Source organism: Pseudonocardia sp. Ae150A_Ps1, assembly GCF_001932315.1.
Classification (GTDB): Bacteria; Actinomycetota; Actinomycetes; order Mycobacteriales; family Pseudonocardiaceae; genus Pseudonocardia.
This window is the reverse complement of sequence record NZ_MCIJ01000001.1, coordinates 5,741,910-5,754,324: the sequence shown is the minus strand read 5'-3', so window position 1 is coordinate 5,754,324 and position 12,415 is coordinate 5,741,910. Positions and strand designations below refer to the sequence as shown.

The 12,415-nt window shown below is 76.7% G+C and carries 8 protein-coding genes; 3 read left to right on the top strand and 5 right to left on the bottom strand.

From position 1 onward, the window contains the following. Nucleotides 1-21: 21 nt before the first annotated feature. The 5 genes from Ae150APs1_RS27100 to mraZ form a co-directional block, all read right to left on the bottom strand. Nucleotides 22-1,626, bottom strand: a complete 1,605-nt coding sequence (locus tag Ae150APs1_RS27100) for a UDP-N-acetylmuramoyl-L-alanyl-D-glutamate--2,6-diaminopimelate ligase (RefSeq protein ID WP_075301124.1) — start codon at nucleotides 1,624-1,626, stop codon at nucleotides 22-24. A gap of 313 nt (nucleotides 1,627-1,939) precedes the next feature. Beyond that, complete coding sequence (locus tag Ae150APs1_RS27095; RefSeq protein ID WP_083680529.1) at nucleotides 1,940-3,778, bottom strand: penicillin-binding protein 2; 1,839 nt, start codon at nucleotides 3,776-3,778, stop codon at nucleotides 1,940-1,942. After that, nucleotides 3,778-4,476: a septum formation initiator gene (locus Ae150APs1_RS27090; RefSeq protein ID WP_139317186.1), complete on the bottom strand. Its 699-nt coding sequence runs from the start codon at nucleotides 4,474-4,476 to the stop codon at nucleotides 3,778-3,780. Before Ae150APs1_RS27090 ends, Ae150APs1_RS27095 begins: the two co-directional genes overlap by 1 nt. Before the next feature lie 37 nt (nucleotides 4,477-4,513). Beyond that, nucleotides 4,514-5,527: a 16S rRNA (cytosine(1402)-N(4))-methyltransferase RsmH gene (gene rsmH, locus Ae150APs1_RS27085; protein WP_075301120.1), complete on the bottom strand. Its 1,014-nt coding sequence runs from the start codon at nucleotides 5,525-5,527 to the stop codon at nucleotides 4,514-4,516. A 369-nt stretch (nucleotides 5,528-5,896) separates the two neighbouring features. Continuing rightward, nucleotides 5,897-6,328: a division/cell wall cluster transcriptional repressor MraZ gene (gene mraZ / locus Ae150APs1_RS27080; RefSeq protein WP_010234933.1), complete on the bottom strand. Its 432-nt coding sequence runs from the start codon at nucleotides 6,326-6,328 to the stop codon at nucleotides 5,897-5,899. 1,238 nt (nucleotides 6,329-7,566) lie between these two features. On the opposite strand from mraZ, the gene Ae150APs1_RS27075 reads away from it, so the two are divergent. Genes Ae150APs1_RS27075 through Ae150APs1_RS27065 form a run of 3 tightly spaced genes read left to right on the top strand, consistent with a single transcriptional unit; the run spans nucleotide 7,567 to nucleotide 12,351 of the window. After that, the gene (locus Ae150APs1_RS27075) at nucleotides 7,567-8,619 is read left to right on the top strand and encodes a MoxR family ATPase (protein WP_075301118.1); all 1,053 of its coding nucleotides are present in this window, start codon (nucleotides 7,567-7,569) and stop codon (nucleotides 8,617-8,619) included. Nucleotide 8,620: 1 nt separating this feature from the next. After that, nucleotides 8,621-10,006, top strand: a complete 1,386-nt coding sequence (locus Ae150APs1_RS27070; protein ID WP_083680531.1) for a DUF58 domain-containing protein — start codon at nucleotides 8,621-8,623, stop codon at nucleotides 10,004-10,006. Continuing rightward, on the top strand, nucleotides 10,003-12,351 hold the full coding sequence (locus Ae150APs1_RS27065; RefSeq protein WP_075301116.1) for a transglutaminaseTgpA domain-containing protein: 2,349 nt from the start codon (nucleotides 10,003-10,005) through the stop codon (nucleotides 12,349-12,351). The genes Ae150APs1_RS27070 and Ae150APs1_RS27065 overlap by 4 nt, the downstream gene beginning before the upstream one ends. The last annotated feature ends 64 nt before the right edge of the window (nucleotides 12,352-12,415 follow it).

Sequence of the window (12,415 nt, the reverse complement as noted above, 5' to 3'; positions counted from 1 at the left end):
TACAGGTCGTCGCAGTCGTCGTCATGAGGCCGCACGGATCGCGTTCACCAGCTCGTCCGCGTCGTCGAACGGGTACTTGACCCCGTGCACCTCCTGACCGGTCTCGTGGCCCTTGCCGGCGATCACGACGGCGTCGCCGGGGCGCGCGGACCGCACGGCGTACACGATCGCGCTCCGCCGGTCCCCGATCTCGATCACGTCCCCGCGGGCGGGCTCGTGCATCGCGCCCTCCAGCATCGCCCTGCGGATCGTCGCAGGCTCCTCGCCGCGCGGGTTGTCGTCGGTGACGACGAGCGTGTCCGAGCGGATCGCGGCCGCGGCACCCATCAGCGGGCGCTTGCCGGTGTCCCGGTCGCCGCCGCAGCCGAGCACCGTGATCACGCGGGCGTGCGGGTGGATCTGGGCGCGCAGCGCGTCCAGCAGCGCGGCGACGGCGGCGGGCTTGTGCGCGTAGTCGACCACTGCGAGCCAGGGCTGCCCGGCGTCGACCCGCTGCATCCGGCCCGGCACCGACAGCCGGGCGAAGCCCTGCGCGGCGACGTCGGGCGGGATGCCGTCGGCGTCGAGGCAGGCCAGCGCCACCAGGGCGTTCGCCACGTTGTAGCGACCCGGCAGCGCCAGCGTGACGGCCTGGGCCAGTCCGCCCGGCCCGACGGCGGTGAAGGTCTGGGTGCCGTCCGGGTGGGCGGCGAGATCGCGCACCGTCCAGGTCGCGTGCGGGCCGGCCGGGTCGGAGCCCACCGTCACCGCGTCCGGGCGGCGGGAGGCGAGCTGGCGGCCCCACTCGTCGTCGATGCAGACCACGCCGTGCCGGGCCGCCTCGACGCCCGCACCGCCGCCGCCGAACAGCCGGGCCTTGGCCTCGAAGTAGTCGGTCATCGTCGGGTGGAAGTCCAGGTGGTCCTGGGAGAGGTTGGTGAAGGCGCCGACCGCGAACCGCGAACCGCCGACCCGGCCCAGCGCGAGCGCGTGGCTGGAGACCTCCATCGCGACGTCGGTGACGCCGGCCTCGACCATCACCGCGAACAGCGCCTGCAGGTCGGGCGCCTCCGGCGTGGTGAACGCGCTGGGCAGCGCCCGCGGTTCCTCGCCCGGCACCTGCACCCGGGTCCGGACGGTGCCGAGCAGCCCGGTGGACCGGCCGGCGGCGGTCAGGCCCGCCTCCAGCAGGTGCCCGACGGTCGTCTTGCCGGACGTGCCGGTGACCCCCAGCACCCGCAGCCGGGCGGTCGGCTCGCCGTAGATCGCCGCGGAGACGGGGCCGAGGACCTCCCGCGGCGCCGGGTGCACGAGCACCGGCAGCCGGGAGTGGCGGATCTCCGGACGGTCCGCGCCGTCCGCGTCGGTGAGCACCGCGGCCGCTCCCCCGGCGATCGCCTGGGCGGCGAAGTCGGCGCCGTGCGCGCGGGCACCGGGCAGCGCGGCGAACAGGTCGCCCGGACGCACCGAGCCCGCCCGCAGGGTGGCGCCGGTGACGACGTGCGGTCCCGCGGCGGCGTCGAGCAGCGGGCCGGGACCGGTCCCCGCGGTGCGCGGGTTCAGCTCGGCTCCGGCGAGCCGTCCGAGCAGGGCGACGTCGACCGGGCGGACCGTCTCCGGCCGGTCGGGCAGCTGGTCACGGGTCACCGGCCGGGCTCCACCCTCGGCACGGGGGGGCGTACGCAGCGTGGACGTCGGGCACAGCGCGGGAGGTTACCGACCGGCGGCAACCGGCCCTGCGGCCGGTTCCGGCTCGGAGGACCGCTCGCGGGCGTCGTCACGACGGGCGGTGGGACCCGCGTCACCGTACGGCCGTACGACGACACCGATGCCGCCATCCGGCGCAGGCGCACGGCCGGTGAGCGGGCCGTCACGGGCAGCCCGGACCGCGACCGGCGTGCCCCGTACGGGTGAGCGGCACCGGGGACCGCCCGACGCACACCGGCGGCCCCCGGCCGTGTCACTTGATCTGCAGCGTCTGGACCGGCGGCGGGGTCGTCCGGACCGGGATCCCGTCCCGCTGTGCCAGGTAGGACGCGATGTCGTGGAACAGCGGCGCCGCGCTGGTCCCGGCCTTCGGCGCGTCCAGCATGATCCCGATCACGAACCGCGGGTCCTGCGCCGGGAGCATCCCGGCGAAGGTGATCCAGTACTGGGACCGCGAGTAGGCGCCGGTCTCCGGGTCGACCTGCTGGGCGGTACCGGTCTTGCCGGCCACCTCGTAGCCGGGGACGGCGGCGGCCGGGCCGGTCCCGGCCTGGCCGCGCTCGTTCTGGGTGACGGCGGTGAGCATCGTCCGCAGCGTCTGCGCGGTCTGCGGCGACATCACCTCGACCGGCGCGGCCGCCTCGGCCGGGACCCGCACGCCGTCCGGGCCGGTGGTCGAGGCGACGACCCGCGGCGGGATGCGGACGCCGTCGTTCGCGATCGCCTGGTACATCCCGGCCATCTGGAGCACGGTCATCGACAGGCCCTGCCCGATCGGCAGGTTGCCGAACGTCGACCCGGACCAGGTCGCCCGCGGCGGGACGACGCCGGCACTCTCGCCGGGCAGCCCGATCCCGGTCCGCTGGCCGACGCCCATCCGCCCGAGCATGTCGGAGAACGCGTCCGGGCCGACCTTCTGCGCGGTCATCAGGGTCCCGACGTTCGACGACTTCGCCAGCACCCCGGTGAGGGTGTAGCGGTCGAGACCGTGCACCCAGGCGTCCTTGATCGTCCGGTCGGCGAACTCGATGCTGCCGGGGACCTCGAGCACGTCCTCCGGCTTCACGACGCCGGCCTGCAGCGCCGCCGCCATCGTCACGACCTTGTTGACCGAGCCCGGCTCGAACGGCGTCGTGACGGCCTTGTTCCCGAGCGACTTCGGGTCCGAGGTGAGCAGCTGCGCCGGGTCGAAGGAGGTGTTGTCCGCCAGCGCCCGCACCTCCCCGGTCTCCCGGTCGAGCACGACGGCGGAGCCGCTGCGGGCGCCGGAGTTCGCGGCGTACTCCGACAGCATCCGCTGCACCTGGTGCTGCAGGTCCGAGTCGATCGTCAGCTGGACGTCCGACCCGGACACCGCGGGCTGCTCGGACCGCACGCTGCCCGGGATGACGGTGCGGCTGCCCTCCGCGGTGTCGGCGACCTGGAACCCGTCCTGGCCGGCGAGCAGGCCGTCGTCGGAGGACTCCAGCCCGATGCGGCCGACCAGCTTCTGGGCGTCGGCGCTCCAGGTGGCGGCGCCGATGATGTTCGACGCGAGTGTCCCGCCCGGGTACTGGCGTGCCTCCCGGCCCTCCTCGGCGATCTCCGGGAACTTCTCCCGCAGGTCCCGCGCCGGGGCCGGGTCGACCGCCGTCGCCATGACGACGTACCCGCGGTCGGTGTTCAGCGCACGCTCGAGCTCCGCCGGGTCGCCCTTCGTGACGGCGGCGACGGCCGTGGCCATCGCGTGCTTGTAGGCGACCGCCTCGGCGCCCTTCGTCTTGTCGATCAGCCGGGGGTTGGTGACCAGCGCCTTCGACTCGGTCGAGAAGGCGAGGACGTTGCCGTCCTTGTCGGTGATCGCGCCGCGCTCCGCGGGGATGGTGATCCGGCTGGCGCGCTGCTTCTCGGCGTCCGCGGTGAGCGTGCCGGCCTGCACCGTCTGCACGAACACGAGCTTCGTGCCCGCGACGAGCAACAGCGCCGCCAGCAACACCCAGGCCAGACGCAGCCGGAAGCGCGGGTCGTCGGCCGCGGAGCGCCGTCGCCGGGGGCCGCCGGACCGCGGCGGGCCCCCGCCGGGCCGCCGGGGGCGGGGCGGGGCGTAGGCCATCAGTCCCGGCCCGCGGCCCGGGTGTCGGCGGGGACCTCGCGCTCGGCGCCCTCGGGCGCGGCGCCGTCCGGCCCCTGCTGCCCGTCCTGCGGCGCGTCCGCGGCCGGGGCGTCCGCCCGGGCCCCGGCCGCCGCGGCGGCGTCACCGCCGTCGGCCTCCGGGTCCGATGTGGTGCCCTGCGGTGCAGCCGGCGCGGCCGGCTGCGGTGCGTCGGGTGCGGGCGGCGGGGCGCCGACCGCGGCCTGCGGCTCCCCGACGACGTCGACCCGCCCGTCCGGGGCGACGACCAGCCGGGCCGGGTCGGAGACCGGCACCATGCCCTGGGCCGCGGCGCGCTGCGCCAGCGAGGCCGGGCTCTCCAGCACCGAGACCTCCTTGCGGAGGGCCTCGGACTGCTCGGTCAGGCCGCCGGTGCGCTGGCGGGCCTCCTGCAGCGCGTAGGAGTCGGCGGCCGCGGCGGTCGACAGCCACAGCGTCGCGATCAGCCCGACGGCGAGCAGCACCATCACGACGAGCACGAACTTCGCGCGACCGGTGTTCTCCCGTGCCGCGCTGCGCCGGCGCTGGTCCTGGGCCCGCCGGGCGTCGCCCGGCCCCCGCTGCGCCGGGATCCGCGGCGGGGCAGCCGTCCGGCGGGTCCGCGGACGCGGCCGGCCACCGCCCGGGGTACCCGGGCGCTCGATGACGGGTGTGCTCATCGGGATTCCTGCCTCTCCGCCGTGCTGGTCGTGCCGGTCATCCGCGTTCGCCGCCGTCGGGTCCGGGACCGGTGGCGCCCCCGGTCCGCTCGGCCGCACGCAGCCGCACCGGGGCGGCCCGCGGATTGCGTTCGATCTCGTCGTCGGACGCCGTCTCGGCGCCCCGGGTCAGCAGCCGGAACTCCGGCTCGTGCCCGGGCAGCTCGACCGGGAGGTCGAGCGGGGTCCGCGAGCGGGTGCGCTCGGCGAGGGCGCGCTTGGTGATCCGGTCCTCCAGCGAGTGGTACGACAGGACGACGATCCGGCCGCCCGGGGCGAGTGCGTCGAACGCCGCGGGCAACGCGTCCCGCAGGACGTCCAGCTCGGCGTTGACCTCGATGCGCAGCGCCTGGAACGTCCGCTTGGCCGGGTGCCCGCCGGTGCGGCGGGACGCGGCCGGGACGACCCCGTAGAGCAGCTCGACGAGCTCGGCGCTGCGGCTGAAGGGCCGCTTGTCCCGGTTCCGGACGATCGCGTTCGCGATCGGGCCGGCGAAGCGCTCCTCGCCGTACTCGCGCAGGATCCGGCGCAGCTGGGGCGCGGTGTAGGTGTTGAGCACGTCGGCGGCGGTCGGCCCGGTGGTCGGGTCCATCCGCATGTCGAGATCCGCGTCGCGGGAGTAGGAGAAGCCGCGCTCGACCTCGTCGAGCTGCAGCGAGGAGACCCCGAGGTCGAACAGGATCGCGTCGGCCGGCCCCACGCCCGTCTCGTCGAGGGCCTCGCCGATCCGGTCGTAGACGGCGTGCACCGGGCGCAGCCGGTCGGCGTACGCGGTGAGCCGGCGACCGGCCAGGTCCAGGGCCTGCGGGTCGCGGTCGAGCCCGACGACGGTCAGCTGCGGGTGTGTGGCGAGCAGGGCAGCGGCGTGGCCGCCCATGCCGAGGGTGGCGTCGACGTAGACGGCGGGCCGGTCCGCGATCGCCGGGGCGAGCAGCGCGGAGACGCGCTCCAGGAGGACGGGGGTGTGCCGCTCGGCGGGTGACGGGTCCGGCCCGGTGCTGTCCACGTCCACCCCCCGGTGCCGTCGTCCGTCCCCGTGGTCCGTGCTCCCGGCCCCGCGCCGCCGGCGTGGTCCCGGATCCGGTCCCGGCCCCTCGCGGGGCCGGAACCGGTCGATCCTGTACGTAGGTCGTGCCACGTCGCCGGTTCCCACAACCGGTCCCGCCGCACTCCCGGTGACGCGGGCGTCGCCGCCCCACCCGAACTCCCCAGTCGGGGTGGGGATCCGGCGCCGCCCCCCACCCGGGGACCGTGCCGTCCGGACCTGGCACCGGGGAAGGTGTGCCAGGGCCGGGCGATCACGGCACCCGGGTCGGGACGGCGACGGTGCTGCCGCCCGTGTCGTTCCTGTGCCGCTCGTCCTCCCACCCGCCAGCGGGAGTCAGAACAGCCCGGGCAGAACCTCGTCCTGGGCCTTGGCGAACTCGTCCTCGTGTCGCTCCTGGTACTCCTGCCAGGCCTGCGCGTCCCAGATCTCGGCACGCGTGAACGCGCCGATCACCACGCAGTCCTTGGACAGTCCGGCGTACCGGCGGAGCTCGGACGTGATCGCGATCCGGCCCTGGCCGTCGGGGTTCTGCTCGTCGGTGCCCGAGAAGAGGTTGCGCTGGAACACCCGCGCCGACTCGTTCGTCAGCGGGGCCGCGGCGACCTTGCGCGCCATCTCGGTGAAGGCGTCACGGGTGAACACGTAGAGGCAGTGGTCCTGCCCTTTCGTGATCATGCAACCGCCTCGCAACTCGTCGCGGAATTTGGCCGGCAGCGTGAGCCGCCCCTTGTCGTCCAGCTTCGGGGAATAGGTGCCGAGGAACACCGACCCCACCTCCACCTGGGGCACCTGTTCGCCCCAGCGATCACCACAGTACCCCACAACCACCCACCGTCAACCCGAGCAGGGTCCGGTCTCCGGGGTTCATCCGGTGTTTCCGCAGGTGACAGGCGGTGGGGAGTCGTGGGGAGCGGCGCGGCGCCACCCGGTAGCGGGACGTCCGGGGCCCAGATCCGGCCCGATCACCCCCCTTCTCCCCCACCGGACGTCATCGCAGGTCAGAGCGCGATTCGGCGGGATCGGGGCACGAGTGGTGGGGAGGGGTGGGGGCAGCGTGGGGGGCGTCGTGGGGGGCGTCGTGGGGGATCCGGTGGGGGGATCCGGTGGGGGGATCCGGTGGGGGGATCCGGTGGGGGGCAGCTTGTCCGACCGCCCCGCACCCCACTCCGTCCCGCCCCACACCCCGCCGTCGTGCGGCCCCGCACCCCGCCGCACCCCGCCGCACCCCGCGACGTTCTGCCGCACCCCCCGGCAGCGCGCAGCACCCCACGCAACGGGTGCCTCGGACCGCCGGGGGGTGCGCCGAGCTGTCGAGGGGTGCGGTGGCGGGCGGCGGAGGGTGGCCGGCGCCGGAGGGCGGCCGGCGCCGGAGCCTGTGCATGCCCCGGTTCGCGGCGGGATGGCGCGGCCCTCCCCGGTGGCCGCACCCCATTGCCGTGCGCCGCACCCGTTGCACGGGGTGCGCGGCGCCGGCACGCGGTGCGCGGAACCGGCGCGGGGTGCGCCGAACCGGCACGCGGTGCGCGGAGCCGGCGCTCGGTGCGCCGAGTCGGCACGGGTGCGCCGAATCGGCGCGCGGTGCAGGGAACCGGCGCGGGGCGCGCCGAGCCGGTCGGGGGGCGCCGAGCCGGTCGGGGGGCGCCGGTCGACCGGGGGGCGCCGAGCCGGCGAGGGGCGTCGAGCGGACACGGGGTGTGCCGATTCCTGCGTGGCCGGCGACGGGCGCCGCCGGTGCGCTCACGGCCGTCGGGGTGGTGGCGTCGCCCCGGCCCGTGCCCGCCCCGCGTCGACGCGCCCCGCGACGACCCTCCGTGGCCCGGCGAGCACCGCCCGTGGCGGTCCGCGGTCCCCGGCGCGCCCGGTTTCCGGGCCCGTGTCCGGCCGGGTGCGACGACCGGTACGACCGTCCGGAGCAACGGTCCTCCGCCGGGAGCGGTACCCGTCCCCCTGCGTGCGAGGTTTGACAGACTGGTCCCGCCCGCGTCGCCGCCCGAGGAGGCCCGTTGTCGTCGAGCGCACCCTCTGTGCCGTCCCCGCCGTCCGGCGTGTCCGGGCGTCATCCGGACTCCACCGGCGCGACCCCCGGGTACGCCGCCGAACCGATGGACGCGGGGGCCGTCGCCGAGGTCGCGGGCCGGATCGCCGCCGCCGTCCAGCGGGTGATCGTCGGCAAACCGGACGCGGTCCGTCTCGCGCTGGTCGCGATGCTGTCCGAGGGCCACCTCCTGGTGGAGGACGTCCCGGGCGTCGGCAAGACCTCGCTCGCCAAGGCGCTCGCCCGCTCGGTCGACGGCGCCGTGAGCCGGGTGCAGTTCACCCCGGACCTGCTGCCCGGTGACATCACCGGCACCTCGGTCTACAACCGGCAGACCGCCGAGTTCGAGTTCCGCGCCGGACCGGTGTTCGCCAACCTCGTGATCGCCGACGAGATCAACCGGGCGTCGCCGAAGACGCAGTCCGCGCTGCTGGAGTGCATGGCCGAGCACCAGGTGACCGTCGACGGCGGCACCTATCCCCTCGGGGACCCGTTCATGGTCGTCGCGACCCAGAACCCGGTCGAGATGGACGGCACCTACCCGCTGCCGGAGGCGCAGCGGGACCGTTTCACGATCCGGATCTCGGTCGGCTACCCGGACCCGGCCGCGGAGCTGGCGATGCTCGACGAGCACGGCGCCGCCGAGCCGCTGGACCGCATGCGCCCCGTCACCGACCTGCGCGCGATCCGCTCGATGATCGCCGCGACCCGGGCCCTGCACACGGCCACCGAGGTGCGCCGGTACTGCGTCGAGATCGTCGGCGCGACCCGCCGGCTCAGCGAGGTCCGGCTCGGCGCCTCCCCGCGCGCGACGCTGCACCTGCTCCGTGCCGCGCGGGCGTGGGCGGTCACCGCCGGGCGCGGCTACGTGATCCCGGACGACGTCCAGGCCGTCGCGGTCCCCGTCCTGGCGCACCGCCTGCTCCTCGGGCCGGAGGGTGTCGCCGCCCGCCGTTCGACCGCCGATCTCGTGCGCGGCGCCGTCGGCCGGGTCGCGGTGCCGTCCCCGCCGCGGGGCTGACGTGACCGCACCGGACCCCCGTCGGGACGGCCCACCGGCCCGGCCCGCCACGGGTGGCGCCGGACCCACCGACACCGGGCGGTCCGCCGCCCCGTCCGCACCCACCGCGGCCCCGCGCACGGAGCGGCGGGCCGGCCTGACCGTCCGCGGCCGCTGCCTGCTGGCGGGTGGCCTCGCGATGGTCGTGTCCGCCGTCGTCCTCGACGAGCGGGATCTCGTCCGGGTCGGGGCGTTCGTCGTGCTGCTCCCGCTGCTGGCGCTGGTGGTCGCGCTCCGGTCGCGCCGCACGCTGCAGGTGGAGCGGTCACTGGAACCGGTCCGGATCGAGGCCGGTGCCTCGGGCACGGCGCTGCTACGCATCGCGGGCGGCGCGCTGCTCGGCTCGCTCCGCATCGCCGACCACGTGCCCGACGCGGCCGGGCCGTCCGACCGCTACCCGCCCCGGTTCACCGTCCACCGTCTCGGCCGCCGGGGAGCCCGGGTCGGCTACCCGCTCCGTCCGGCGGTCCGCGGTGCCTACCGGATCGGCCCGCTGCGCGGGCGCGGCACCGACCCGCTCGGCCTGGCCGAGTTCCGGCACGACCTGCTCGCGGCCGACCGCTGGCTGGTCCTCCCCCGGGTCACGCCGCTGACCGGGCGTCCGCCGCTCGCCTCGACCGCGGCCGGCCGGGGCGCCGAGGGCGGCAGCCGTCCCGGCACCGGCAACCCGGACGTCCTCATCCGCCCGTACCGCCAGGGCGACGAGATGCGTCGCGTGCACTGGCGCTCCAGCGCGCGACGCGACGAGCTGATGGTCCGGCTCGACGACCGTCCCGACCCCTCCGGGGTGACGCTGCTGCTCGACCGGCGGGACGCCGCGCACCGCGGTCACGGCGCCGCCTCCAGCCTGGAGTGGGCGGTGGAGTTCACCGCCAGCGTCGCGGTGCACCTGGTGCGTCGCGGTGAGGCCGTCACCCTGGTCGACGAGTCCGGCGACCCGCTCGACGACGGCGGGCCGGTCCCGACCGGTGAGGAGGACCAGGTGCCCCAGCGGCTCGAGTCCCTCGCGGTGCTGCGCCCGTCCGCGACGGCCGCGCTCGGTGGGACCGGTGAGCCCGCGGCGGGCACCGTGACCTCGGACGGCGTGCTCGCCGTCCTCGGCTCCACCGGTCCCCGGGACGTGACGGCGCTGACGGCCGCCTGGCCGCGGGGCGGGCACGCGATCCTGCTCGACGTCGACGGGTGGGGTTCCGGCACCGGCACCGGCACCGGTCGCGCGGCGACCGCGGCCGGCGCGCTGCGTCAGGCCGGCTGGCAGGTGACCGTCGTGCCCGCGGGGGTCACAGTGCAGCGGGCCTGGGCCGACGCGTGCGGCGAACCCGCTGCGCCGGCGGGAGCCCTCCGGTGAGCGCGCCGGCGACAGCACCGCCGACGGCGGCCACCCCGGCGTCGGGTGGTCCGCCCGGCCCCCTGGGCTGGACCGCGCTGCTCGCGCCGCTCGCCTCCGGTCTCGCCGTCCTGCTGGCCGGTTCGGCGACCGGCGCGGTCGTGCAGGGCGCCGCCTGGGTGTGGCACGCGCTGGTCGCGGTGGCGGTCGTCGTCGTGACCGGGGCGGTGCTGGTGCGGGTCCGGCCGTGGCTCGCCGCGCCGGGCCAGCTGGTCGCCCTCGCGCTGCTGGCCACCGCCTGGTTCACCGGCAGTGGCGTGGCCGTCGTCCTGCCGGGACCGGACGCGCTCGCCGAGCTCGGCGCACTGCTCGGCGGCGCCGGGCAGCAGATCGACACGGGCGTCCCACCAGTCGCCGCGACGCCGGAGATCCTGCTGCTGGTCACGCTCGGCTTCGGCACGCTCGCCATCGCCGTGTTCGGGCTCGCCGTGACCGTCGCGGCGCCCGCCGCGGCCGGGGTGCCGCTGCTCGTGGTGTTCGCGGTGCCGACGGCGTTGCAGTCCGACCTGCTGCCGTGGTGGTCGCTGGTGGCGGCCGGGGCCGGGTTCGGGTTGCTGCTCCTGCTGCGCCCGGAGCGGCTGCGGCAGGCACCGGGCGGGATCGCGGTCGTCGCGGTCGCCGTCGTCGGCGCGCTCCTGGTCGGCACCGCCGCGACCGCCGTCGGCACCGCGGGCCGGTTCGACGCGACCGGCGGCGCCGGTGGCGGCGCGGACGGCTCGATCGGGTTGAACCCCTTCACCTCGCTGCGCGGCCAGCTGACCCGCAGCGAGCCGCGGGAGCTGTTCCGCGTGCAGGGCCTGCAGCGGGCGAGCTACCTGCGCGCCCTGACGTTGCAGACCTACGTGCCCCAGGAGGGCTGGACGGCGGAGCGGCCCGCGCCGGGCGTCCCGCTGAGCGGGCAGCTGCCGCCGTCGACGTCGGGGCCCGCTGCCGAGCAGACCGTGCAGGTGGACAACCTCGGTTTCCGCGACTACTGGCTGCCGGTGTTCGGCGACCCGACGGCGGTCGAGGTCGCGTCGGACAGTTGGGCCTACGACGCGGCCGGCGGCATCGCCTACAGCGAACGCCCCCGCGAGGAGGACGGCTGGTCGCAGGCCATGCGTCTGCCCGAGCCGTCCGCGGAGCAGCTGCGCGGGGCGGGCGGGCCGGTCACCGTGGACCGTTCGTACCTGGACACCAACGGCGTCGACCCGCGGGTGGCGCAGATCGCGCAGGACGTCACCGCCGGCGAGGCCACCCCGTTCGACCGGGCGATGGCGATCGAGAACCACTTCACCGGCCCCGGCTCGCCCTTCACCTACAGCCTGTCGACGGCGCCCGGCGGCGGCGGGGACGCGCTCGTCGACTTCCTCACCCGCGGCCGGACCGGCTACTGCGAGCAGTACGCGTCCGCCATGGCCGTGATGCTGCGGGCCGTCGACGTCCCGGCCCGGGTCGCGGTCGGGTTCACCGCGGGCGACGACGGCCCGGACGGCCGCACGATCACCACCGAGGACGCGCACGCCTGGGTCGAGGCGTGGTTCCCCGGCTACGGCTGGATGACGTTCGACCCGACCCCGCTCGCCGACGGCCGCACCATCGACCCCGGTTACGTCCAGCAGGCCCGCGAGCAGGACGGCGGCACCCCCGCCCAGGAGCAGCCGCCGGCCCCGGAGCCGACCGCCGCTCCCCCGCCCCCGGCGGGCGGGGACGAGGCCACGCCGGAACCGCCGCCCCCGGCCGAGGACGGCCAGGAACCCGGTCCGGTTGCCGGGACCTGGTGGCTCCCGGTGCTCGTGGGCGCCCTGGCCCTCGCCGGGCTGGTGCTGCTGGCGTCGTTCCCGGGGTTCTGGCGCCGCCGTCAGTACGCGCGCCGGGCCGGCATCGCGCGCGCCGGGGGCCCGGGCGCCGCGACCGCCGCCTGGGACGAGGTGCTCGCCGCGTCCCGCGACCACGGCGTGCCGGTCCCGCCCGGCGACACGGTGCGGGCCGCAGCGGACCGGATCACCGAGCGGCACGGCCTGACCGACCGGGCGGCGGAGGCGCTGCAGCAGCTCGTCCGCAGCGTGGAGGCCAGCTGGTACGGGGCGATGCCCCCGGAGCCGGACGTCCTCGACGGCCTGGTCGACGAGGTGCGGACGGCGATCGCCACCGGTGCCCCGTCCCTGCGGGCGCGGATGCTGCCGGCGTCGGTGGTGCCGGAGTCCGTGCGGCGCACCCGGAACGGCGACATGGGCGACGACGACGGTGGGACCGGCGTGGACGACACCTCCCCCGTCGCCGGTACCTCGCCCGGCGACGAGCCCGCGGACGCGCCTCGACGCTGACCGCCACGCCGTACACCGGAGCGCACACGACGGCGGGGCGGGACACCGTGGTGTCCCGCCCCGC